This window comes from Microbacterium sp. Root61, assembly GCF_001427525.1.
Lineage (GTDB): Bacteria > Actinomycetota > Actinomycetes > Actinomycetales > Microbacteriaceae > Microbacterium.
In genome coordinates this window covers 2,873,333-2,898,425 of the sequence record NZ_LMGU01000001.1, presented here as the reverse complement: position 1 = coordinate 2,898,425, position 25,093 = coordinate 2,873,333, and the positions used below count along the sequence as shown (strand labels likewise).

At 68.9% G+C, this 25,093-nt stretch carries 18 protein-coding genes; 8 read left to right on the top strand and 10 right to left on the bottom strand.

Features of this window, described 5'->3' with window-relative positions:
* The first annotated feature begins 38 nt into the window (after positions 1–38).
* Entirely contained in the window at positions 39–386 is a 348-nt protein-coding gene (locus tag ASD65_RS13680) for a VOC family protein (RefSeq protein ID WP_056223532.1), read from the top strand.
* Between the two features lie 5 nt (positions 387–391).
* On the opposite strand, the gene ASD65_RS13675 is transcribed toward ASD65_RS13680, so the two are convergent.
* Both ASD65_RS13675 and ASD65_RS13670 read right to left on the bottom strand, forming a co-directional pair.
* Positions 392–2,746 (bottom strand): arylsulfatase, encoded by a 2,355-nt coding sequence (locus ASD65_RS13675; RefSeq protein ID WP_056223530.1) that lies wholly within the window; start codon positions 2,744–2,746, stop codon positions 392–394.
* A 73-nt stretch (positions 2,747–2,819) separates the two neighbouring features.
* On the bottom strand, positions 2,820–3,908 hold the full coding sequence (locus tag ASD65_RS13670) for an AI-2E family transporter (protein ID WP_235566717.1): 1,089 nt from the start codon (positions 3,906–3,908) through the stop codon (positions 2,820–2,822).
* A 123-nt stretch (positions 3,909–4,031) separates the two neighbouring features.
* Between ASD65_RS13670 and ASD65_RS13665 the strand changes: the two genes are divergently transcribed.
* Positions 4,032–4,856, top strand: coding sequence for a mechanosensitive ion channel family protein (locus ASD65_RS13665; RefSeq protein ID WP_056223527.1), 825 nt, complete (start codon positions 4,032–4,034; stop codon positions 4,854–4,856).
* Between the two features lie 12 nt (positions 4,857–4,868).
* Here the strand turns inward: ASD65_RS13665 and ASD65_RS13660 are convergent, their stop codons facing one another.
* Entirely contained in the window at positions 4,869–5,585 is a 717-nt protein-coding gene (locus ASD65_RS13660) for a potassium channel family protein (RefSeq protein WP_056223525.1), read from the bottom strand.
* A 56-nt stretch (positions 5,586–5,641) separates the two neighbouring features.
* The gene (locus ASD65_RS13655) at positions 5,642–6,724 is read right to left on the bottom strand and encodes a DUF998 domain-containing protein (protein WP_056223523.1); all 1,083 of its coding nucleotides are present in this window, start codon (positions 6,722–6,724) and stop codon (positions 5,642–5,644) included.
* 48 nt (positions 6,725–6,772) lie between these two features.
* On the opposite strand from ASD65_RS13655, the gene ASD65_RS13650 reads away from it, so the two are divergent.
* A complete protein-coding gene (locus ASD65_RS13650) occupies positions 6,773–8,143 on the top strand; it encodes a DUF2252 domain-containing protein (protein WP_056223521.1) in 1,371 nt (456 codons plus the stop codon).
* 75 nt (positions 8,144–8,218) lie between these two features.
* On the opposite strand, the gene ASD65_RS13645 is transcribed toward ASD65_RS13650, so the two are convergent.
* From ASD65_RS13645 to ASD65_RS13630, 4 genes are all read right to left on the bottom strand, one after another.
* Complete coding sequence (locus ASD65_RS13645; RefSeq protein WP_056223518.1) at positions 8,219–9,853, bottom strand: fucose isomerase; 1,635 nt, start codon at positions 9,851–9,853, stop codon at positions 8,219–8,221.
* Positions 9,850–11,367, bottom strand: coding sequence for an FGGY-family carbohydrate kinase (locus ASD65_RS13640; protein ID WP_056223517.1), 1,518 nt, complete (start codon positions 11,365–11,367; stop codon positions 9,850–9,852). The genes ASD65_RS13645 and ASD65_RS13640 overlap by 4 nt, the downstream gene beginning before the upstream one ends.
* Before the next feature lie 116 nt (positions 11,368–11,483).
* Positions 11,484–12,473: a LacI family DNA-binding transcriptional regulator gene (locus ASD65_RS13635; RefSeq protein ID WP_056223515.1), complete on the bottom strand. Its 990-nt coding sequence runs from the start codon at positions 12,471–12,473 to the stop codon at positions 11,484–11,486.
* 98 nt (positions 12,474–12,571) lie between these two features.
* Positions 12,572–15,139, bottom strand: a complete 2,568-nt coding sequence (locus tag ASD65_RS13630; protein ID WP_056223514.1) for a GH116 family glycosyl-hydrolase — start codon at positions 15,137–15,139, stop codon at positions 12,572–12,574.
* A 226-nt stretch (positions 15,140–15,365) separates the two neighbouring features.
* Here ASD65_RS13630 and ASD65_RS13625 point away from each other — a divergent pair, with 226 nt between their 5' ends.
* The 5 genes from ASD65_RS13625 (at position 15,366) to ASD65_RS13605 (ending at position 21,554) form a co-directional block, all read left to right on the top strand.
* Positions 15,366–16,499 (top strand): glycoside hydrolase family 172 protein, encoded by a 1,134-nt coding sequence (locus ASD65_RS13625; RefSeq protein ID WP_056223512.1) that lies wholly within the window; start codon positions 15,366–15,368, stop codon positions 16,497–16,499.
* Positions 16,500–16,512: 13 nt separating this feature from the next.
* Complete coding sequence (locus ASD65_RS13620; protein ID WP_056223510.1) at positions 16,513–17,682, top strand: DUF4185 domain-containing protein; 1,170 nt, start codon at positions 16,513–16,515, stop codon at positions 17,680–17,682.
* Positions 17,683–17,753: 71 nt separating this feature from the next.
* Positions 17,754–19,289, top strand: a complete 1,536-nt coding sequence (locus ASD65_RS13615) for a DUF4185 domain-containing protein (RefSeq protein WP_200948673.1) — start codon at positions 17,754–17,756, stop codon at positions 19,287–19,289.
* Between the two features lie 51 nt (positions 19,290–19,340).
* A complete protein-coding gene (locus ASD65_RS13610) occupies positions 19,341–20,954 on the top strand; it encodes a DUF4185 domain-containing protein (RefSeq protein WP_056223506.1) in 1,614 nt (537 codons plus the stop codon).
* 129 nt (positions 20,955–21,083) lie between these two features.
* Positions 21,084–21,554, top strand: coding sequence for a hemerythrin domain-containing protein (locus tag ASD65_RS13605; protein WP_056223504.1), 471 nt, complete (start codon positions 21,084–21,086; stop codon positions 21,552–21,554).
* Positions 21,555–21,564: 10 nt separating this feature from the next.
* Here ASD65_RS13605 and ASD65_RS13600 read toward each other — a convergent pair whose 3' ends face one another.
* A complete protein-coding gene (locus ASD65_RS13600) occupies positions 21,565–23,337 on the bottom strand; it encodes an ABC transporter ATP-binding protein (RefSeq protein WP_082561772.1) in 1,773 nt (590 codons plus the stop codon).
* On the bottom strand, positions 23,334–25,073 hold the full coding sequence (locus tag ASD65_RS13595) for an ABC transporter ATP-binding protein (RefSeq protein WP_056223500.1): 1,740 nt from the start codon (positions 25,071–25,073) through the stop codon (positions 23,334–23,336). Before ASD65_RS13595 ends, ASD65_RS13600 begins: the two co-directional genes overlap by 4 nt.
* Positions 25,074–25,093: the final 20 nt, after the last annotated feature.

Below are 25,093 nucleotides of genomic sequence, written 5' to 3'. Positions count from 1 at the left end.
CTGTGCGCATGTCGGGGATGCGGTGTATCCCTGGAGGTATGCCGACCCACAACCAGATCGATCTCATCGAGTTCCCCGCCGCGACCGCCGAGCTCGCGGCCACGCGTTCGTTCTACGAGCGGGCGTTCGACTGGGCGTTCACCGACTACGGCCAGTACGTCGACACCGCCGACAGCGGCACCGTCGCCGGCATCAACGCCGTGCCCGATGAGCTCCAGCAGAAGATGCCGCTCACCGTGATCTACGTCGACGATCTCGACGCGGCGAAGGCCAGGGTGACGGATGCCGGTGGCGTCATCCTGCACGACACGTACGCGTTCCCCGGGGGTCGGCGGTTTCATTTCACCGACCCCGCGGGCAACGAGCTGGCCGTCTGGTCCGAGTAGTCGGACTACTGCCGCGTCATCGCGATCTTCATCAGGTGATCCGGATCGGCGTGGTGCGAGTGGTCGTCATCGCCGGCGTCCAGTCGCACCCAGCCGATCGAGCCCGTGAATCCGTTGTCGCGCGGGCCGTAGTCGGGTGACACGGGCGAGGCCACGTCCTCGCCGATGTCGACGGTCTCGTCCATCGAGTACATGAACGGCAGGGTCCGCTCGACCTTGCCCTCAGCCACGAGCTCTTCGCCGTCGTAGATCGAGACGGTGCCGCCCTTGCCCACGCCGCCACCTTCGTAGGCGAAGTGCGCGCGCACCTCGTGCTGCCCGGCGTCGAGCTTGACGTCACCCGACACCACATCCGTCTTGATCCCGAGGATGTTGTAGGCGAACCGCAGCCCGCCATCGTGGGCGTAGAAGCTCCAGCCGCCGTACGAGCCGCCCTGGGCGATCAGCACGCCCTCGGCCCCGGCATCCGGAACGGTGATCGCGGCCGTCACTGTGAACGACTTGTTCTTGAGGTTGATCACCGAGTTCTCGCTCAGCCGCTTCATGCCCGTGTAGAGCGTCTGGGAGGTGCCTTTGACGAGCTCGGGGCGTCCGGCGATCTCGGAGTTGAAGCGCTCCGCCGAGCGGATGTCGATCGGCAGCACGCTGAAGCGCGCGGCCTGGATCAGGAACAGCCGCTGCAGCTCGGCGAGCTTGTCCGGGTGCTCCGCGGCGAGGTCGTTCGACTGGGTCCAGTCCTCCTCGACGTTGTAGAGCTCCCAGACGTCGTCGTCGAGCCCGTGCGAGGAGGCGAGCCACGGGTCCTTGTGCTTCGCGCAGGCGACCCAGCCCTTGTGGAAGATGGCGCGGTTGCCGAGCATCTCGAAGTACTGGGTGGTGTGCTGCTCGTCGGCTGCGCCGTCGTCGAACGAGTAGTTCATCGGCGTGCCCTCGTAGGGACGCTGCGTCACGCCGTTCACCGAGGACGGCTCGGGGATGCCGGCCGCCGCGAGCACGGTCGGGGCGACATCGATCACGTGCGCGAACTGGTTGCGGATCTCGCCGCGCGCCTCGATCCCGTTCGGCCACGACACGATCGTGCCGTTACGCGTGCCGCCCCAGTGCGAGGCGACCTGCTTGGTCCACTGGTAGGGCGTGTCCATCGCGTGCGCCCAGCCGATGGCGTAGTGGTTGTACGACTGCGGGGTGCCCAGCTCGTCCTTGTGGGCGATCATGTACGCGTCATCCTCCATCGCGTCCATGTGGTTGATGACGAAGCCCTCGTTCGTGGTGCCCTTCATCGTGCCCTCGGCTGAGGCGCCGTTGTCGCCGATGATGACGTAGACGAGCGTGTTGTCGAGTTCGCCGAGCTCCTCGAGCGCGTCGATGAGCCGGCCGACGTGGTGATCGGCGTACTCGAGGTAGCCCGCGTAGACCTCCATCTCGCGGGCGAGCACGGGGTGCAGTTCGGGGTTCATCTCGTCCCACGCGGGGATGCCGGGGCTGCGCTCGGTCAGCACCGAGTCCGCGCCGATCACGCCGAGGTCCTTCTGGCGGGCGAACGTCTCCCGGCGCACGGCATCCCAGCCCTGGTCGAACTTGCCCTTGTACTTGTCGGCCCACTCCTCCGGGACGTGGTGGGGAGCGTGCGTCGCGCCGGGCGCGAAGTAGGTGAAGAACGGTTTGTCGGGCGTCAGCGACTTGCGCTGCTTCATCCACCCGATCGCCTTGTCGGTCATGTCGCCCATGAAGTGGTAGCCCTCTTCGGGCGTCCCCCACGGCTCGACCGGCGACGTGTTCTCGTAGATCGCCGGGTACCACTGGTTGGTCTCGCCGCCGATGAAGCCGTAGAAGTACTCGAAGCCGTTGCCCGGGCTCGGCCAGTGGTCGAACGGCCCCATCGGGCTCGACTCCCAGACCGGCACCTCGTGACACTTGCCGAACTGCGACGTGCTGTAGCCGTTGAGCTTGAGCGTCTCGGCGAGGGGTGCGCAGTTGTTGGGGCGCAACGAGCTGTAGCCGGGGGCGGAGGTGGCGATCTCGGTGATGCCGCCCATGCCGACGGTGTGGTGGTTGCGGCCGCTCAGCAGGGCGGCACGCGTCGGAGAGCACAGAGCCGTGGTGTGGAAGCGCGTGTACTTGAGACCCTTCGCGGCGATGCGCTCGAAGGTCGGTGTGTGCACCGGGCCGCCGAAGGCGCTGGAGGCCCCGAACCCGGTGTCGTCGATGAGCACGACCAGAACGTTCGGTGCCCCGGCCGGCGGCCGGATCGGCGTGATCGGCGGATAGTGCGTGTCCGGATCTGTCGCGTCGTACGTGACCGTGCCGGTGTAGGCGAGGTCGGGTACCGGGAGCTGGGAACGCTGGACGTCGTCGGGCATGACACTCCTATGAATCAGGGCGGCTGCGACGGCACGCCTCACTTGTCACTCTATGAGTCGAACGGGTGGCTCGTCAGCCCCGAGGGGGCTCGAGCTTCGCGGCATCCGTGTCACCGGAGAGCCAGCGCAGCCATCGCGTCCCCGGGTCGCCTTCCAGGATCAGCGCGCGCACCATGAGCGTGAGGGGGATCGAGAGGATCGCCCCGAGCGGCCCGATGATGAAGGTCCAGAAGATGACGGAGAAGAAGCTCAGGGTCAGGCTGAGGTTGACCGCGTCGCTGACGAACTTGGGCTGGATCAGCACCTGCAGCGTCACGTTGACGATGCAGTAGATGGCCACGACCGCGAGCATCAGCGGCCATCCGCCGACGACCAGCGCGAGCACGGCGGGCGGGATGACCCCGAGCACGAAGCCGATGTTCGGCACGAAGTTGGTCACGAACGCGAGGATCGCCCACACCACCGGCGCGGGCACCCCGAGGGCCCACAGTGCCAGGCCGTCGATGATCGCCACGACGGCTCCGAAGGAGGCGTTGACGATGTAGTAGCGACGTACACCTGTATTGAAGGAGGTGAATCGCTGCACGGTGGGACGGATGCCGGCACCGAACTGCGCCTCGGCCCGGGCGTAGCGCGCCCCGTCCGCGGCCATGAAGATGACGTAGGCCAGCACGAAGAAGAACGCGGTCAGCACGTTGAGCGCCGCCCCGCCGAGCGACGTCGCGATCGCGACGAGGTTCGACGGATCCAGCGCGCCGGCGGCGGCATCCGCTGCCTGCGTATCGAGCCCGACCGACTGCAACCAGGCGATGAAGCTCTGCGCCGAGGCCTGCAGCTCATCGGCGTAGGAGCCGACCAGACGGACGAACTGGGTGCCGGCGAAGAACATCAGCGCGGCAAGGACACCGAGGATCAGGTAGCCCAGGACGATGACGCCGGTCGTCGCCGCCCAGCGCGGCCATCCCCAGCGCAGCAGCGGGTAGCGCAGCGGGTGGCAGATGATGACGATGACGCCAGCCAGCACCAGCGGGCCGACCAGCTCGCGGGCGAAGGACATCCCGGCCAGCGCGATCACGGCCGCGGCGAGGCCGAGGAGCACCCGCAGCATCGGGGAGAGCGCCGGCGCAGCCGCTGGAGGAACCGGAGCAGGGGCGCGTTTCACCTCGCCAGATTAGCGATCGCGAGCGACGCCACTCCGAGGGCGCGCCGCCCGCCCGGGCCGCCCACAGCCGACACCGCGGTGAGCCGACGGCCCTGGCACTTCGTCGCGCCATAGGGTGAGCGCGTGGATTTCTCGCAGTTCGTCCCCGACTCCGTCGACTGGTGGAACGTCGTTCTCGCCCTCATCGTGGTGATCGTGGGATGGATCCTCTCCCGGCTCGCCCGCAGGGGAGTCCTGGCACTGGCGCACCGCGCCAAGGGCATCTCGGAGTCGATGGCCCAGTTCGCGTCTCGGTTCGCGTCGTACACGGTCATCCTGCTGGCGATCGGCGTAGGGCTCGCCCTGATGGGCGCCAACGTGCAGCCCTTGCTGGCGATGGTCATCATCCTGGCCGTCGTGATCGTGCTCGTGCTGCGCGGCATCGCCGACAACTTCGCCGCCGGCGTGATCATCCAGACCCGTCATCCCGTCAAGGTCGGCGACGAGATCCAGATCGAGGCGCTGGACGGCGTTCTGGCGGGGACGGTCATCGAGCTCAACTCCCGCTCCGTCGTGTTCGTCACGGTCGACGGCCGCACCGTGCACGCGCCCAACTCGATGATGCTGAGCAACCCCATCGTCAACGACTCCACTCACGGCGCACGACGCAGCGAGGTGCACGTGCGCACCGAGCGCGGCGACCGGTCGGTCGAAGAGCTCATGACGGTGCTGACGGATGCCGCGGCATCCGTCGACGGCGTGCACCAGCGCGAGCACCCGCGGGGTCTCGCCACCGCGGTGTCGCCCGACCGGCTGACCGCGCGGCTGCAGTACTGGCATCATCCGCTGCACGCGGTTCCGGTGACGGCGGATGTCGTCGTCGCGGTCGCCGCCGCGCTGGAGACGGGCGGGTTGAAGGCCGTGGTCACCAGCGTCACGCCGCCGCTCACGCCGTCCGACGCGGTGTGAGCGGAGACCGGCTCAGCGCTGGTCCGGGGTGTCTCCGAGCCGCGCCGTCAGAGCGGTGATCTGCTGCGACACGTCGCGCACCTGCTTGCGGGTCGCGGGCTCTTCGTCGTCGTGACCGATCGCGGCCCGCTCGATGACCCACGAGGCCAGGGTCGCCGTGACGATGCCGACGACGGTCACGCCGCCGACCATCAGCAGCACGGCGACGGTGCGCCCCCAGCCTGTCACCGGGTAGAAGTCGCCGTAGCCCACCGTCGTCAGCGTGACGAACGACCACCAGATCGCATCCGGGAAGGTCTCGATGTTCGCCCCGGGAGCGCCACGCTCGGCATCGAGCTCCGCAAGGGACGTCATCCAGATCAGGATGACCGCCGCACCGGCGCCGTAGATGGCGATGCGGCTGCGCAGGGCGGTGCCCACGGTGCGGTGCAGCACGCTGACGAGGGTGAGCGCCTTCAGGAGGCGCAGCGGCTTGAGCGCCGGGAGGAGGACCACCAGCAGGTCGAAGATGTGCTTGCGGAACCACGGCCCGCGGGGGTGTGCCAGCTTCAGCCGCGCGATGTAGTCGGCCGCGAACATGAGCCAGGTCACTGCCATCACCGAGCGCGCCACGACAGAGGCGGGGCCGGTGAGGTCGAAGATGACCTGCCACGAGTACGCGACGATGAAGAGCATCGAGGCGACGATCAGCGGCCAATAGGTCGCCTTGTGCCACTCCTCCTCGGTCATTCCCGAACTCTAGGGCCTGACCGAGTACGCACCAGGACGCCTCGCCGCAGGGCCGATCAGGCGTCCATCCTGGCGTCTGCGGCGCCGGAATCGGCGCTGAGCGCGTGCGCGTTGCGGATGAACAGGATGATCCACGTGAAGATCAGGATGCCGGCGACCAGCTCGACCGCGGTCAGCGTGTACACACCGATCGCGAAGTACACGCCGAGCACGACGACGACGGCGAGGAACGCCCAGCCGAGAGTGGCGAAGGCCCGCGGCATCCCCGGAATCCAGCGACGCATCATGACGACCAGGACGCCGTATGCCACGACCATCCCGGTGGCGACGCTGTTGTGGATGGCGAAGAACTGGTCGACGGGGAAGACTCCCACCAAGGCGAGGAAGATGCCGACGATGATCAGGCACAGTCGAACCCAGAACACCCCGCGGGGGTTCGTCGTCGGGACGTCCCGGGTCGCATACCGCGCGAGGGTCGTCACGAGGATGCCGGCGATGATGAGCGTGAGGTTGAACGCGAGCGAGGAGATGTCGTTCGTCATGCCCAGGGCGCTGAGGTTGTCCTTCCACCACTCCGGGTTGCTCGCGGTCAGCATGCTGGCGATGACGCCCTCGACGAGGAACAGCGCGAGCACCACGGCCAGCAGCTGGAGGTCCATGTGCGTGGCGGAGTAGAACACGACGTACGCCGTCACCGCGGCCGAAGCGCCGGCCAGGACCAGGAGCGGGAGCGGGAAGACGTCTGCCCCGATGAATCCGTGCTCGAGGATCACGCCGAGCAGCGTCCACGACAGCAGCGCGATGATGGCGTGCGCGAATGCCAGGGCCGCGACATCCAGGATGTCCAGCACCGTGAGCCGCCGGCCGGGGTGACGAACGACGTACCGGCCCGCGATGAAGGCGAGGACCGCGACGACGGCGGAGGCGATGGCGGCGTACTGCCCGATCGATCCCTCTCCCGAGATGGGTGCGGCCTGCAGCTTGAAGACGGGGAGGGCGACGGCGGCCGCGAGGATGAACGCGATGACCGCGATGGCCAGCGACAGCGACTCGAGCGAGCGGTGCTGCGAGCCGAAACCCTCCGACGAAGCGGGCAGGGGGCGGGCGGCGCGCGTCTCGACGGCGGGAGCAGTGGTCACGGCACGAGGGTACTGCCCAAAGGAGGCGAATGACGGGACAATGAGCGCATGAGTCGCTACCACTCGCAGTCGAAGGTGTCGCAAGAGGAGCGGTCGGCGCTCGGCCGGGCCGCCCGAAAGACCACCCCACGCAGCACGCTGGCCGAGCGTTCGACGGTACCGCGGGACCCGCTCGGGATCATTCGCGCACAGAATGCCGACCGTCTTCCGGAGCTCGTGCCGCTGCGCATGGAGCGCATGCTGACCAGCCCCTTCGCCTTCTTCCGCGGGTCGGCGGCGCTGATGGCGGCCGACCTCGCGAACGATCCGAACAGCGACATCCTCGTCGCCTCGTGCGGCGACGCGCACGTCTCCAACTTCGGGTTCTACGCCTCGCCGCAGCGCACGCTCGTCTTCGACCTCAACGACTTCGACGAGTCGGCCTGGGCGCCGTGGGAGTGGGACGTGAAACGCCTCGTCACGAGCATCGTCGTGGGAGGCATGCAGACCTCTCGGGACGACGCCGTCATCCGGGATGCCGCGATGGCCGCCGTGCAGGCGTATGCCCGCGCCATCCGAGGATTCGTGCGCCTCAGCCCGGTGGACCGGTACTTCTCGCACAGCGACCCCGCCTCGGCCTTCGCCTCGCTCGACGGCGCTTCGCGTCGCGCGTTGAAGGCGGCGATGAAGGATGCCGAGAAGCGCACCTCCGATCGTGCGGTGCGCAAGCTGACCGTCCGGGACGAGAACGACGTGCTGAGCTTCGTCGAGCAGCCACCGACGATGACGCACGTCCCCCCCGAGATCACGGCGATGATCGAGGAGCTGGGGCTCGCGTACGCCCGCACCGCGAACATCGACATCCAAGTGGTGCTCGCGCACTACAAGGCGGTCGACCTCGTGCTGCGCGTCGTCGGGGTCGGCAGCGTCGGCACGCGGTGCTTCCTGATCGCGTTCGAGGACGGCGACGACAACGTGCTCCTGCTGCAGGCCAAGGAGGCCAACCAGTCGGTGCTCGTCGAGTACGGCGGGATCGAGCAGCCGCCGGTGCTGGAGGACATCATCAACTCCGTGGGCCAGGGCGGTCGGATCGTGGCGATGCAGCGGGTGCTGCAAGCGGTATCCGATCCGTTCCTCGGCACCGTCGAGGGGCCCGGGGGCCGCGAGTTCTTCGTGCGGCAGTTCCACGACAAGAAGGGGTCGTTCGACGTCGAGGCGCTCGAGGACGCGCCGTTCCGCCGGTACGCCACGGCGTGTGCGATCACGCTCGCCCGTGCGCACTGCCAGGCGCCGGTGTCGGGGGAGATCGCCGGCTATATCGGCAACGGCCAGATCGCCGGCGAGGCCATCATCGACTGGTCGTACAAGTACGCCGAGGTGTCGCTCGGCGACTTCGAGGCGCTCCGCGCGAGCGACCTCAACCCCCAAGCATCAGCCTGAACCGGGATCTCAAGCCCCGGGCGACGCGGCAGAACGCGGCAAACCGATCAGGGTTTGCCGCGTTCTACGAGTCGGTCAGATCGTGACGTCGCCGGCGAGGTGGACCTTGACCCCGAGGCGGTCCAGCATCGCGGCCTTCGCGATCAAGGCCTTGTCGGCCGTCTCGGCGTCGGGCGCGTACACGAGCTGTGCGTGGTTCGCCTTGTGGCGGGCCATGAACTGGTCGCGGCTGACGCCGTGCAGCACGACGTGGGCGATGGGCCACTCCGGGTTGGTCGCGTCCTTGCGGCGCTGCGTCTCCTCGGCCGGGAGCTCCACGACCGACGCTCGGAAGATGTCGGCCTGCAGCACGCCCTCGGCGATGTAGACGCGGCTGAGGACGATCTCACCCGGGCGCGAGACGCCGTTGATGGTCGACCCGCCGGCCGGGAAGAAGACCGGATGCTGCCGCCATCCCTCCGCCTTGTCATAGCCGCCGAGGTGCGATGCCGGGACGGATCCGGAGATCTCGTAGACCCAGACGAAGTCGCCGTCGTAGTCCTCGCCCCAGCGCACGTCGTGCAGGGTGTTGTCGGGGATCAGACCCATCGCGGTCCACACGCGGTCGGTCACCAGCGCGTCGACGGCGACACCCTCGTCGGCCTCGTTGAAGTGCGGGAACGCGCGGCCCTCGTGCAGCACCCGCGAGCCGTCGCGGCTGGTCACCGGCGGGCGGTCGGTGGCGTTGAGCAGGCCCTCGGCGAGATCGGAGGCCGGGACCAGGTCCTTCAGTCCCTGCTGGTACTGGATGCCCACGGCATCCAGCCCGAAGTCATCGGCGATGCGCAGCGCGGCGATGTACATCTTGTACTGCCACCGCAGCTGCGTCTCGGTCAGCTCGGTCGCCTCGTCGGTGCCGAGCTTGAACGTCATGCCGCGCTCGATGAGCCAGGCGCCGATGGCGTCGGCCTCGGCATCCGGGACCTTCAGCATCTCGGCGTACAGCGCCGACTGCGACAGGCGCTCCTTGTAGATGCCGAGCTGGTTGAGCAGCTCGTCGTCGAAGATCGCGTTGTACATGCCCATGCAGCCCTCGTCGAAGACGCCGATGATGGCCTTCTCCTCGAGCAGCTGGTCGCCCAGCGCGCGACCGAGCGCGACTTCGGGTGAGTCCGGCAGCGCCGGCAGCGGGCGCACGTGCGAGGCGTCGTGCGTGATGTGCCCGGTCTCGACCCACTCGCGCAGGCCGTTCTTGAACCACTCATCGGTGAAGTCGACCGACCAGATGGTCGAGTAGTCCGTGCCCATCTTCGTCATGCCGGCGTTCAGGCCGAGCAGCCCGACGAGCCCCGGCCAGTCGCCGGCGAAGTTCGCGACGGTGAGGATCGGACCCTGGTGGGTGCGGAGACCTGCGAGCACGTGGTGCGAGTACTGCCAGACCGCCTCGGCGACGATGAGCGGAGCATCCGTCGGAATGCCCTTGAAGACCTCCATGCCCATGCGCTGGCTCGAGATGAAGCCGTGCCCGGTCGCCGGGTCGACGCCGTTGGCCCGGATGACGCTCCAGCCGAGGTCGGCGAGCGCCTTCGTGACATCGGCCTCCATCGCCGCCTGGGTCTCCCAACCGGCCGTGTTGGCCGACTCACGCAGGTCGCCGCTCGCGATGAGGTACGCCGTCCGGGGCGCGGTCTCGGGGCGAGTCGCGCGGGTCGGCAGAGTGTAGGTGCTCATGGTGTGTTTCCTTCTGTGCGTTGCCGGGCGGCAAGTTCGTGTGCGACGCGCTGAGTGCCCCGATAGGTCTCGAGGTAGAGCTCGAAGGCGTCGTCGTAGAGCGCGGCCGTCTCGGGTCGCGGATGGACCGTCGTGACGATCGGGTTCCACTCCGCGATGCGGGGCTCTTCGCCGGGCGCGCTGATCGCAGCGGCGGCGAGGAAGGCGGCGCCGTAGCTCGCCCCGATCGTGACGCGCGGCACCTGCTGGGCGACGCCGGTGACGTCCGAGACGATCTGCAGCCAGAGCGAACCCTGGGTTCCGCCGCCGACCGCGACGATCCGGCGGATATCGGCACCTGCGGTGCGCATCGTCTCGATGTTGTGGCGTACGCCGAGGGCGGTGGCTTCGAGGGCGGCCCGGTACAGGTCGCCGCGGGTGTGACTCAGGGTGAGCCCGACGATCACGCCACGGGCATCCGGGTCCATGATCGGCGTGCGCTCGCCGGCGAAGTACGGCAGCATCACGAGACCGTGCGCACCGGGAACGGATGCTGCGGCATCCGCCAGCAGCGTGGAGTAGTCCGAGCCGAACAGGTCCTTCAGCCACGCCGTCAGCGCGCCGGAGGTGGAGAGCCCGCCCGCGAGGTTGCGGGTGCCGGGGAATGCGCCGACCGTGGTCCACATCGACGGTGTGCGCAGCGTGCGGTCGCCGGTGGCGACGAGGAACATCGTGGTGCCGTACATCAGCATGAGATCGCCTACCTCGTGCGCGCCGATGCTGACCGCCTCGGTCCACGCATCGATGGTGCCCGCGATGACGGGGGTGCCGGAAGGAAGACCGGTCAGCGCCGCAGCTTCGTCGGTCACGGTGCCGGCGATCTCGCCCGCCCAGGCCAGGCGGGGCGCCTCGATGCCGGGTGCGTAGCGGTCCCACCACGGCTGGTGCCACGCCTCGGCCTCGACGTCGTAGAGCGGCGAGACCTGGCTGGCGGACTGGTGGTCGAGTACGTAGGCGCCGGTGAGGTGGCGGGCGAGCCACGAGGCGGGCATGAACAGCCGCCGTGCGCGCGAATACGCCTCGGGCTCCTCGTCCGCGATCCACGCGATCTTGGGGCCGCCGGCCTGCGAGGTGAGCGTAGACCCGCCGACCCGCACGATCTCGGACTCGCCGAGCTCGGCCGTCATCCGCTCGCCCTGGGCGGTGGCTCTGGTGTCGACTCCGTAGAGGATCGCGGAGCGCACGGGCACGTCGGCGTCATCGGCGAGCAGGATGCAGGGCCCCATGCCGCTGACACCCACCGCCGCGACGACGGCGCCGCGCGCACGGGCGGTCTCGTCGGCGAGGAGCTCGCGGGCCAGCTGGACGAACTCGTCCCACCAGATGCCGCCGTCCATCTCGACCCAGCCGGCGCGGGGGCGCTCGACGTCGTGCGCCACGGTCGCGGTCGCGATGATCTCGCCGTCGGCCGCGACGAGGACGCCCTTACTGCTGGACGTTCCGATGTCGACACCGAGGGTGCAGCGCATGGCCATCGCATCCTCCTAAATCGATCCGTCGATGGGCTGCGATCACTCTAGGCGAAATCGATTTCATGTTCAACCGAATAAATCTCGCCATTCCGGTGAAACCGGATGAAAGAGACCGCGGATCAGTCGCGCGCGCCCCTGTGGGCGGGCTGCACCTCGTTGCGCAGCACCACCGTGCGGGCGGGCTGGCGGTCGCCGCCGATGCGCTCCAGCAGCATCTTGGCCGCGGTGACGCCCATGTGGCGCGCGGGCAGCCGCACGACGGTCACAGCGGTCGGCGAAAGGGTCGTGAACGGCAGTGAGCCCACGACGGCGACGCCGATCTTCGGCGGCGTCAGACCGTGCTCGGTGAGCACCTGGATCGCGCCCACGCCGAGCAGGTTGTTGGCCGCGACGATCGCGTCGGGCGGCTCGGGAAGGCTCAGCAGGTCTTCCATCACCTCGCGCCCGCCGTCGACGCGGAATGTCGAGTAGCGCAGCAGCTCATCGGCGTCCAGGTCGGGCCAGTGCCGAGTGAGCACGGCACGCCATCCCTGGGCACGTTCGTGCGCGGTCTCGATGTGCTGCGGGCCGGTGATGCAGGCGATCCGCTTATAGCCCGCCTGCACGAGATACTCAGTCGCCGCCTGGCCCGCCGGGCGGTTCGCCATGACGACACCGTCGATGTCGTACCCGGTTCCGCGGTCGACCGCGACGACGGGACGCCCGGTCGCCAGGAGGTCGTCGAGGTTCGTATGGTCGGATGCCGCGGCCAGGATCACGCCCGCCATGTGCTCCGAGATCGCGATCTGCAGGTAGGTCGCCTCTTTGTCGATCTGCGAGTCGGTGTTGCACAGCACGACGGAATAGCCGGCTTCGGATGCGACATCCTCCACCCCACGGGCCATCTCCGTGAAGTACGGATTCTCGATGTCGGGGATGACGAGAGCGATGACCTCGGACGCCTGTTTGCGCAACGTGCGCGCAGTGCGGTTGGGCGTGAAGCGGAGCTCCTTGGCGGCCTCGCGAACGGCGAGGGTCTTCTCCTCGGAGACGCCCATGCCGTTGAAGACGCGTGACACCGTCGCCGGGGACACCCCGGCGAGTTTCGCCACTTCGTAGATCGTCGCCATGTTCCGCCCTCGTCCGCCGGCACGCGCTTTTGCGGTCGGTTCAGCCTATCTTGTTGAAATCGATTTCCCTCGGAAGAGAATTCCCGCGGCTTCTTCGGTCATCCGCGCGCGATCTCCGCGGTGCGCGCCGATGCGCCGGCGACGACGGAGATGCGCCCGATCGGCCGGACCGCATCGCCGTCCTCGCGGACCGCGTCGAGCTCGAGCGTGCCGTCGGTGCACTGCACCTCGATCGTGTCGCCGGAGACCACGACGGTTCCGTAGCCGGTCGATGCGAACCACGGCCACCGCCCGTCGCGCGACACCCGCAGGACGCCGGCGAGTTCGTCGATCAGCACGCCGGTGCGCGCCTGCAGCACCGTCCAGCCGGCCATGGCCCGCGCGTAGTGGTCGCCGCACTCGATCTCGTTGTACGGGTTACGGCGCCGGCCGTCGTGCCGCGTCCAGAGCGCATCGAGGACTGCTTCACCCTCGGCATCCAATCCCTCCCAGAGGCAGTGCGCGGCCACCTGGTACTCGATGCCGCTCCACACCTCGTCGGCGTAGCGGGTCGGGACCTCGGGGCGCCCGCCCTCCGGCCACGAGCACATCAGCAGTCCGCCGTCCTCGGCAGCGTCGGCGTAGACCCGATACGGGTGCACGAAGTCGTCGAACCCGTGGCGCAGGTTCGTCGCCACCACGTGACGGAGCGCACTGCGGACGTGCTCGGCGGGCAGGATGTGCCCCAGCCCCAGCTGGTGCGCCCACCACTGGCCGATGACCTGGTCGCTGAGCGTGCCGGTCAGCCATTGGAAGTCGACCGGGTCGCCCTCGTCGAGCTTCTGAATGAAGTGCGTGCCGTCGAAGAGCTGCTCGTCATACAGTCGGGACCCCGAGTCGAACCGAACGCGCGCCTCCGCCGCCGTCTCGTCATCACCGACGGCCCCCGCGAGTTCCTCCATCGCCCGGAGCGCGGCGAGCCACAGGGTACCCATGAACGGGTTGACGCCGGCGAGGTCGATGTCGTGGGTGCTGGGCTGGATGCCGCGCAGCACGCCGTCGCCGTCGGCATCCCACTTCTCGCAGATGTGCCGGTAGAGCCGCAGCAGGCGCGGCCACCGCTCCGCCACCCACTCGGCACCCGCACCGTGCTGCGCATCGCGCAGCGACTTCAGGATCGTCGCGAGCATGCCGTCCAACGCCGGCTCCTCGGGGCCCCCGATGAACTCGTTCCACATCTGCGGCAGATATACCGGCACCCGGAGCCGGTGCGGGATCGACCCGTCCGGCGCCTGCATGATGTCGAACTCGGTGTCGCGCATGTTCCGCTCCAGCGTGGGCCACAGGGCGGCGAGCGCCGCCTCGTACTGCCACACGTGCGTGCAGTTCATCGGGCACGATCCGCCGAACGTGCCCGACCACATCGTGGTCGAGGCCCCGAGCGAGCCCTCGTAGCCGTAGAAGCGTCCGTCGGCCCCGACGAAGCACGTGGGACTGCGCACGAGCGAGGCCTGCGCCGCCATCCGGTCGACGGTGCGCGCGTCCAGGTCGGAATCGACGAGGGTGCGGGTCCACCCGAGCGTGCTCTCCACGAGCGCGTCCCAGTCCTCGGCGACGCGGGCCTGCGTGTCGAGGGCGTCCAGGAAGCGGCCGGCGTAGTGGTTGCCGACGTAGAAGCGGGATGCGCCCCACTCCGCGTGCGGGCGGCCGAACTGCTCGACGTCGACGAAACGGTTCGCGAAGTGCCACGTCATGCTGAAGCGGATGACGCGGGACTCCCCCGGCTCGAGCCAGAACGGCACGCCGATCACGCCGAGCCAGGAGCGCCCGGGAGCGCTCGGACCGGATCCGGATGCCGGAGCGTTGAGCTGCGGATCCGCGATGGTCGGCGCGGTCTGCAGCTTCATCCTCCCGTCGTTGAGCGCGCGCGACTCGAGGAACGACACGAGGTGATCGACGCCGGCGCAGCGCGGGACGACTGCGGCTCCTTCGTCGTCGGCGGCCAGCACCATCTGGCCGGCGAAGGGCGCGTCCTCGGACAGCGTCGGGTTGTCCATCACGACCCGCGTCCACCCGCGACCGCGCACGAGCCGGTTCACGTTGCCGCCGAGGCCCGCGGTGTAGTCGGTGATCGGTACGACGCCGTCCCAGCCGACGGCGTTCAGGAGCGAGCCGGCCAGCGTGCCGTGCACCGCGATCGGTCCGTCGTTGGTGAGGCGGAACTCGAACATCGCCGCGGGGATGCTGCTGGTCTCGACGTCGCCCGGAGAGAGCGGGTTGAGCACGCGCATGCTCGTGCGCAGCGGGATGCGGTCGTCGTGGAACTCGACGTCGGCGACGGGGTAGGTGCCGCTGAAGCGCGCCTCCTGCATCGTGCCGACGCGCTCGGCGGCCTGCGCCATCCATTCCGGCACCTCGCCGTCGGTGACCAGCGGTGCCCGCGGATCCGGCACCGGCGCGCCCTGCAGCATCGTGATGACATCCAGTGGCGGCTCGATCTGGGTGACCCGCATCCAGAACCCGGTGCCGGGCAGGGCCCCACGATGGTTGGGCATGCCGGAGAGCTGCCACTGTCGCAGCGACCCGTCGGCGTTGACGGCGAACCCGCCGGTGCCGATGCCGCCCACGGGCATGGCGAGCGCGGGCACCTCGGTGTGCGGAAGACTCTGCGGAAGGACGTCGCTCATGCTGCTCCTCGACGACTGCGATGGTGGATGGTGCCGGCATGACGCGCAGCCGACCTCAGGAGAAGTGTGCCAGTGACGCTAGGCGAAATCGATTTCAGTTTCAAGGGACAAGAGCGGCACCAGTCGCGCGGTTGACACCCGCGCGAGTGCTCGATAGCTTAGCTGAAATCGATTGCATTGCCTCCGCACACCGGTCGCAACAGAACACAAGGAAGTGCCTGTTCAGATGAGCACCAGCCCGCTCCCCAACTCCGATCTGTCGTCGATCGCATCGCTGCGCGGCGTGCAGACACGATCGATCTCCCCCGAGAACTTCGACGGCGCCGTGGGTGGCGGCGGCCGAGCCACCGAAGGAACCGGTAAGAGCTGCGCCGTGGATCTCGGCCCCGGCTGGAAGATCTCGCCGAGCGTCGACATCAAGGCGGGTGAGACGTTCGACCTCGCCAACATCGAGGGCGCGGGCAAGATCACGCACATCTGGATCACGACGCACACCGACAATTGGCGCACCCTCGTGCTGCGCGCCTACTGGGACGGCGCCGAGGAGCCGGCGATCGAGGTGCCCTACGGCGACTTCTTCTGCAACGGCTGGGGCGTGTTCTCCCAGGTCAACTCGCAGACGATCGCGGCCAATCCCCACGGCGGGTTCAACTCGTACTGGCCGATGCCGTTCCGCACCGGGGCGCGCATGACCATCGAGAACACCAGCGTCGTCGACGTGCGCGTCTACTACCAGGTGACCTACGAGGTCGGCGGCGACTACTCCAACGACGGCTACTTCCACGCGCAGTGGCGCCGCTCCAACCCGCTCGAGGACAAGACCCCGCACGTGCTCCTGGAGGGCATCGAAGGTCATGGCCAGTACGTCGGCACCTACATCGCGTGGGGCGTCAACTCCAACGGCTGGTGGGGCGAAGGCGAGATCAAGTTCTACCTCGACGACGACGAGGAGTACCCCACGATCTGCGGCACGGGCACCGAGGACTACTTCGGCGGCGCGTGGAACTTCGACATCCCGGGCAAGGGCTACACCGAGTTCTCGACCCCGTACCTCGGCATGCCCCAGGTCATCCGTCCCGACGGGCTCTACATCAGCCAGCAGCGGTTCGGCATGTACCGGTGGCACCTGCTCGACCCGATCCACTTCCGCGAGCGTCTCGGCAAGGTCGACATCCAGGCCCTGGGCTGGAAGAGCGGATGGCGCTACCTGCCGCTGCGCGACGACATCGCCTCGACCGCCCTGTTCTACCTCGACCGTCCCACGGCACGTCGGCCCAAGTCGCCGACCGCCGACGACATGGAGGTACATATAGGCACGGCCCCCGTGCCTGACCTCGGTACGACCCCGCCTCGGGTGTGACGCGGGTCTGACCGTGCGACGCCGTCTGGCCGCTCTCTCGAGCGCGGCCCTGCTCGTGCTGCTCGCCGGGTGCACCGTCGCACCCGGCGAGGAGTTCCCCGACGCCCTGCCGGACGCCGCCTTCCAGGCGCGGGTGCAGGACAAGGTCACGGCGATCGGCGTCTCGGACGGCGACCTGTGGCCGAGTTGCTGGTCGGACGACGACGCCCTCTACTCCGCCAACGGCGACGGGGCGGGCTTCGGCTACGACGCGTCCGACATCGTCGTGAACCGCATCACCGGCACCCCGGGGGCGGACGACCTCGCGGGCACCGCGCTCGCGTTCGGCGACGCGGTGGGGCAGGTCTGGTCGGGCGAGGACTTCACCCGCAAGCCGACCGGCATGCTGTGCGTGGACGGGGTGATCTACCTGGCCGTGCAGGACCTGCGCCGCGACTTCAACGAGGCACCCGCCGCGACGATCGCGCGCAGCGACGACCACGGTGCCACGTGGACGTGGGACACCGGCGCCCCGATGTTCGACGACCACGTCTTCACGACCGTGTTCTTCACCGACTTCGGGAAGGATGCCACCCACGCCCCCGACGGATACGCCTACGCCTACGGACTCGATGGCAATTGGCGCGACTCGTTCGATGACTCGGTGCCCGACCCGACCGAGCTGTTCCTCGCGCGCGTGCCGACCGACTCGGTGCAGGACCGCTCGACGTGGGAGTTCTACGCCGGTGCACCCGGCGATGCCGAGGCTTCTTGGACCCCCGACATCGCGCAGAAGCAGCCCGTCCTCGTCGACGACCGCGTGGTCCACCCGAGCGAGGGCGCCTCGGGCGATGCCGGCCAGACTGTCGGCGCGCAGAACCTGTCGGTCCTGTCGCAGGGCGGCGTCACCTACCTTCCCGCACAGGACCGCTACCTCTATACGTCGTGGACCGAGCTCACCTTCGAGTTCTACGAGTCCCCCACCCCGTGGGGGCCGTGGACGCTGTTCCTCTCGGAGGACTTCGGCCCGTACCCGTGGACCGACGCACGATTCGGCGGCTACGGCACCAGCATCCCATCGAAATTCGTCAGTGAAGACGGCTTGTCGATGTGGGTGCAGTCCAACGTGTGCCCCTGCGCTCCGGCGGGCATGTCCTCCTACTGGTTCGGGCTGCGCCTGCTCGAACTCCAACCCGTGAACTGAAGTGCCAGACCCGACTGACGCTCCGATGACACACCCGCCGCAGGGGCGGGGTGAGTAGGGAGAAGGCAATGATGCCTCTGAAGAGAGCGACCGCCGCCGCCGCGGTCGCCGGGATGGTCCTCGCGGGTTCGATCGTCGGTGCGGTCAGCCCGGCGATCGCGACGGATGCGGCCACCCCGGTGACGATCGTGGAGAAACTCACCGGACCCGATGCCCCGAACAACACGTGGGGGCGGTGGGACATCAAGGCCACCGACCTCGGCATCATGTGGGACGACGGCGATGGCCGCATCCTCACGGCGTTCGGCGACACGTTCGGCAACGCCTGGACCGGTCCGGGCGGGGGTTCCGGTCCCAACGGGAACTGGCGCAGCAATGTGCTCGTCCGCTCGAGCGATCGCGATCTGAGCGACGGGATGCTGTTCGAGAGCGCGGCGAAGAACCCGTCCGGCATGGCCAAGGAACTGATCCCGTCGAAGAAGGTCAACGGCGACGAGATGACGACGATCCCCACCGCGGGAATCGCGGTCGGCAAGCGGCAGTACATGAGCTTCATGTCGGTCAAACAGTGGGGTGCACCCGGCTATTGGGACACCAACCGCGCCGGGATCGCGTACTCCGACGATGACGGCGAGAACTGGGCCGTCTCGCCCACGACGTGGGAGAACAACGCCGACGGCACCGATCCGTTCCAGATGCAGGCGTACGCACGCAAGGGCAAGGGCGGAGACATCTTCGTCTTCGGCACGCCCAACGGCCGCAACGGCGCCGCCCACGTGGCCCGGGTCTCGGCGAACAAGCTCCTCGACAAGGCCGCCTACCGCTACTGGGACGGAGCCAAGTGGGTCAAGGACGAGTCCCAGGCCGTGCCCGTCGTGGAGGGCCCGGTCAGTGAGCTGTCGGTGCAGTACGACGCGTTCAGCAAGCGATTCCTGATGATGACGCTCGCCGGTCCGGACATCGTCCTGCGCACCGCCGAACGCCCCGAAGGCCCGTGGACCGCGCCGCAGACCGTCGCGAGCTCATCCGACTACCCGGGCCTGTACGGCGGATACTTCCATCCGTGGAGCGAGGACGGCGTCATCCACTTCGCCATGTCGCAGTGGAGCCCGTACAACGTCTATCTGATGCAGATGCAGATCGACACCGAGGGCAACATCGTCAACCCGAACCTGGTCTCCGACCCCAGCTTCGAGCGGACCACCGAGCTGGGCGACGGAACGAACGGCACGTGGGGCTGCACGCCGAACTGCGGCGTGGACGTCGCGCCGGCGAGCGCGTTCTCGGGCGATCACAACGCGTTCGTCCGCAACGACAACGGATGGCGCAACATCTGGCAGGACGTCGCCGTCGAGCCGGGGGTGGACTATCGCCTCACGGGGTACGTCCGTACGTCGATCAACAGCGACGCCGGCTTCTTCGGCGCTCGCACCCTCGACGGCACCGTGATCGGCGAGGCGCATTTCGTCTCTGTGGGCCCCTGGACCAAGCTCACGGTCGACTTCAACAGCGCGCAGAACAGCGCGGTGCAGGTCTTCGGCGGAGTCTGGACCAACAGCGGCGACATCTGGATGCAGCTGGACGACGTCGCCGTCGTCCGCAGGTAGTGAACCGGTGGCCCGGGGCATCGTGCCCCGGGCCACCACCAGACAAGAGGGATGACGATGACCGACCCGATGTTCTCGATGGTGGACGGCGTACCGATCGCGCGAGACCGGCAGCCGCTCCGCCTCCGCGTCGCGCACGTCGACCAGGCGAACACGGTGCTGACCGCCAGCGACGGCGACCTCTGGCCGGCGGCGTGGGCCGACGACGGCGCCCTGTACGCCGCGGCCGGCGACGGCACCGGCTTCGCGCGGCACGACTGGAGCGACATCCTCATCAACCGCATCGACGGGGTGCCGGCGGCGGGGCTGACCGGCGAGCGCCTCGCCGACGGCGACACGGTCGGCCCGATCTGGGAGCCGGAGCGGTTCAACCGCAAGCCCACCGGAATGGTCGCGGTGGACGGCGACGGCGACGGACGCGACGAGCTCTACCTCGCGGTGCAGGACCTGCGCTCCGGCGAGACCGACGACACCTTCAACGAGGCGCCGACGGCGACGATCGTGCGCAGCGACGACTACGGCCGCACGTGGTCGTGGCCGGAGCATCCGATGTTCTCCGATCACGTCTTCACCACCGTGATGTTCCTCGATCTCGGCCAGTCCAACGGCGGCAGTGAGTGGGTCTACGCCTACGGCATCGACGGCAACTGGCGCACCTCGTTCTCGCACGTGGTGCCCGATCCGACCGAGCTGTTCCTGGGGCGAGTGCACCGCAGCGCGATCCAGGATGCCGCGCAGTGGCGGTTCTTCGCGGGTTTCGACGCCGACGGCAGTCCGACCTGGACCGCCGACATCGGGCTCAAGCATCCCGTCCTCGTCGATGAGCGCCGCTTCTACCCGACGCCGGCGAACCCGGCCGAGCCCCGCAACTTCACCTGCATCGCGCAGGGAGGGGTCGTGTGGAACCCCGGGCTCGGCCGCTACCTGTACTCGTCGTGGAGCGAGTACACCTTCGAGTTCTTCGAGGCGTCGACTCCCTGGGGTCCGTGGCGGCACCTGCACAGCCAGGACTTCGGTCACTTCCCCTGGCACGGACCGCGCTCGCCTCTCGCGAAGCACGGCGGCTACGCCCCGACGATGCCGTCGAAGTTCATCTCGGACGACGGCCGCGACCTGTGGCTGCAGAGCAACTGGTTCGTGCCCGCCTCCTCGGTCGGCCGCCGCGCGTACTGCTTCGGCCTGCGCCGGGTGCGGTTCGATCCGGGAACGGATGCCGCGACCGAAGGCTCCGGCAACCTCGCGCTGTCGCCCGACACGTACCCGCTCGTCTCGCGCGTACGGGAGGGTCAGCAGTCTGTGCTCAACGACGGTGACCGCGACCGGGCCGAGGACTCGGCCTACGGCCCGGGATCGGGCGAGGACGTGTGGGGCTACGAATGGCCGTCGCCGCGACGCTTCTCGCGCGTCGTCTACGTTCCCGGGCCGCAGGACTCGCTCGGCGGCTGGTTCGCGGACGGCCCCCGTGTGCAGGTGCGGATCGACGGAGAGTGGATGCCGGCATCCGCCGTCGCCATCTCGCCCGCGTACCCGAACGACTACACGGCGCTGGAATACGACGAGTACGTCTTCGACTTCGAGTCCGTGGTCGCCGACGGCGTCCGCTTGGTCGGGGAGCCCGGCGGCGGACTGCGGTACACCTCGATCGCGGAGCTCGAGGTCTGGTGACGATGACCCGCCTGAGCGGTGACTCGGCTAGCCTGTAATCAGCGTCGCGTGCTGGTGGCAGACCGTGTCAGGCATGGAGGCGCCGAACCGAAGGAGTGACGATGATCTCGTTCCCCCTTTCGTTCTCGCGTGTCTGAGCGCGAGACGACCAGGCTCATCGCCTGGAGCCATGAACTGCGCCAGGTGCATGCCCGGCTCCGCGACGCCCTGCGCCTCACCCGCCAGGCGGTGAGAAGCGGTGAATCCGGGCAGGAGGCGAGTCGAGACCTCCTCCTCTACTGCTACGGATTCTGTGCCGCGCTGGATGGACACCACCAGGGCGAGGACCGCGCGCTGTTCCCGGCGATCGAGGCGGAGCATCCGCACCTGGCCCCCGTGCTGCGCGCGCTCGAGCGCGACCACACGATGCTCTCCCACCTCCTCGGCGGGCTCCGCACCGTCGTGGAGAGCTCCGGGACACCCGACGAGCTGGACCGCCACCTCGACGGCATCGCCGCCCTGATGGAGAACCACTTCCGCTACGAGGAGAAGCAACTCCTCGCAGTGCTCGAGGAGCTCGAACTGGACGCCGCTGTGCAGGACGTGCTCGGACCGCTCTGAGTTCGCGCCGCTACGGCGCGGTCGAATCCCGCACGACCGCGCCGTCGTCGCTCCACGCGTTCCACAAGTTGGCGTAATGGCTGCCGCGCGCGACCAGCTCCTCGTGCGTGCCGAGCTCGACGATGCGCCCGGCGTCGACCACGGCGATGCGGTCGGCGTCGTACGCGGTGTAGAGCCGGTGGGCGATCGCGATGACGGTACGGCCGCGCATCGCGGCGCCGAGTGCGGCCTCGAGGTCGCGCGCGACACCGGGATCCATGGCGGAGGTGGCCTCGTCGAGGATGAGAGTGTGCGGGTCGGCCAACACCACACGCGCGAGCGCGAGCTGTTGCTCCTGCGACCCGGTCAGGGGGTGGCCGCCTGTGCCGACAGCCGCGTGCCAGCCGTCTTCCAGCGCCTCCACCCACTCCAGGGCGCCGGTGGTCGCGAGTGCCCGGCGCACCCCGTCCTCCCCCGCCTCGGGTCGGGCCAGGAGCACGTTCTCGAGGACGCTGGTGGCGAAGATGTGGCTCTCCTGCGACACCAGCAGGATCTCCTGGCGCCGGCGATCGATCGCGATCCGCCCGACATCCACCCCGCCGACCATCGCCCGTCCGGAGCTCGGCTCGTCGATGCCGGCGAGCAGCCGCGCAAGGGTCGACTTGCCGGCACCCGAGGTTCCGACCACCGCCAGTCGCTCGCCCGGCACGAGGCGCAACGACACGCCGTGCACGACTTCGCGGCCGGCGCGGTACGAGAAGTGCACGTCGCGCAGTTCGACGTCGGTCGAAGCGGGAACCTGCGGATCCACGACGCTGGCCTCCTTCGCCTCGCTCACACCGAGGATGCGGGCGAAGGAGACGAACCCCTTCTGCAGCTCATCCGTCCAGCCGATCAGCGCCTCGAGCGGAGCGACGAGCGCCGACGCGTAGAGCGTGGCGGTCACGACGGTTCCGATCGAGACCTGCCCCTGCGTGGCGAGCCATCCACCCCACGCGAGGGAGGCGAACACCGGGATGGCGAAGGCGAGGTTCGACCACGGAAGCATGACCTGCCGCAGGTGGATCCGTCCGACCGCTGCCAGCCAGTGGCCGTTCATGGCGGTGTCCATCGCTGCGGCGCGCGTGTCGGAGAGACCGAGCGCCTCCACCGTGCGGGCCCCGTTCGCCGTCTCGTTCGCCGCCGCGAAGACCGGGCCGTAGCTGGCACCCATGCGTCGGTAGACATCGCCGGCCCGCTTGACGTACCACCGCATCACCAGCACCAGGATCGGCACACCGAGCAGGAACACCGGCGCGATCAGCGGAGAGGTCCACACCGCGGCGGCGAGAGTGAGCACCACGGTGACCACGGCGATCAGCGACTCCGGCAGCGCCCTGCGCACCAGGTTCGAGACCGACGAGATGTCCTGCGTGGTGCGCGTGACCAGTTCGCCCGTGCCGCCCTTCTCCAGCAGGGTCATGGGCATCGCGAGGGCGCTGGCCATGAATTCCTCCCGGAGTCGGCTGAACACGTCCTCTCCCACGACGAACGCCTTGCGCGAAGCCAGGAGGATGAACGCGCCCTGCGCGAAGGCGCACAGCAGCATCCCCCCGCCGTACAGCGCGACCTCAGCGGCGCCGGCACCGGCCGTCAAGCGGTCGATGAGCAGACCGACGAGGCGTGGCGGAGCGATGCCGGCAAGCGCGGCCGCGCCGAACAGGGCGATGATCCCGAGCAAGGCCGGTCGACGCTCGCGCCAGATGACACCGAGCGCGGCACGTACACGGGCCGTGCTGGCCACAGGCAGAATCGTCGAACTCATCGCAGTCCCTCCGCGCGCAGAACGTTGGACCGGTAGATCGGATTCGTCTCCAGGAGCTCCTCGTGCGGACCCTCGTCCGCCACGACGCCGTCGACGAGGAAGGCGACGTTGTCGGTGTTGGCCAGCACGAGCGGGCTCGCGCTGACGATGACGGTGGTCGCGCCGGCGCGGTGCCGGCGGATGCCGGCCGCCATCCGCTCCTCCGTGGGAGCGTCCACCGACGAGGTCGGATCCAGCATGACGAGTACCTCGGGTTCGCGCAGCAGCGCCCGGGCGATGCCGAGCCGCTGGCGCTGACCACCGGAGAACTCCACGCCTCGCTCACCGACGAGCACATCGAGGCCGCCGTCGACCGAATCGACGATGTCGGTGGCGTCGACCGCGGCGACCGCCCGCAGGATCTCGGCGTCGTCGTGGCGACCCCACGGGTCGAGCACCTCGCGCAGCGTGCCGCTGAAGAGGAAGGGAACCGGGTCGGAGACGGCGACCCGTGCGCGCACGTCGCGGATCGGGAGGGCGTCGAGGCGGCGGCCGCCGAGGCGCACCACATTCGCCGGATCGTCTGGCGCGAGGCGACTCACCCGGTCGACGAGATCCCGCGCCTCGGGGGAGTCCGCGGTCACGACGCCGCGAAGCTCTCCTGCGTGGACGCGGAGTCCGGTGCGCTCATCCTTCAGGAGCACGGATGCCGCGGCATCCGTGTCGTCCATATCTCCGGCGGCGGATGCCGGGGTGTCCGGCCAGAGCGGCTCGACGCCGAACAGGGCGACGATGCGCCGAGCCGCAACGCGCGCCTCGACCACGACGGTCATCGCCTGGTTGATGAGCGCGACCGGCAGTACCAGGAAGCCGGCGTAGCCGTAGAACGCGACCAGGGCTCCGACCTGCAGCTGCCCCTCGGCGACGAGCACTCCGCCGATCCAGGTCAACACCGCGACGAAGGTCCCGGCGATCAGCAGGTTCAACGCCTCGGCCGCCGCGCGGGGCCAGGCAAGGCGCACCCCGGCGATGCGCAGTTCACCCGAGCGCTGCTGGAAACGACGGAGGAAGCGCTCCTCCCCGCCGATGCCGCGCAGCACGCGCAGACCCTTCACACTGTCCATGGCCACGACGTTCATGGCTTCGCGCGCCTCCCACGCCGCCTCGCCCCGCGCGTTGAGCGAGCGCACCAGCAGGAACGAGATCGCCGAGAAGAGCGGAACCCCCACGAGCACGAGCGTGCCCAGCAGGACGGAGTCGCGCAGCAGCAGGACGGCGACCGTGATGAAGGCGACGGTCGCCGACGTGATCGAACCGACGTTGATCGTGACGAACGGGATGCTCCACGACTCGGCGACCATCGTCACCACGGCACCGGGGTGCAGCGTGCGGTCGGCAGCGATGGTGACGCGCGCCGAGGTGCGGGTGACGACCTGGTCCACCCGGGACATGCCGCGCACGTAGTTGATGGAGCCGGCACGGTCACGCAGACCCTGGATGAGCGAGTGCTGCAGCTGCAGCCACACCACCACGGCGAGCCAGAGCATGAACGCGCCGTAGTCACCGGCGACCAGACCTTCGTCGATCGCGCGCCCGATCGCCCACGGCGTGAGCGCCAGACCGAGCAGCCAGATGATGTCGCAGACGACGCCCTGCAGCACGGTGGTCCACTGCCGTGCAGTGACCCACACCAGGAATCCGATCGGCGTCACGCCGCGCGGCGGCTCGACGTACGGCTCGGGGATGCTGCGACGCATCGGGGCTCCTCACGAGGTGT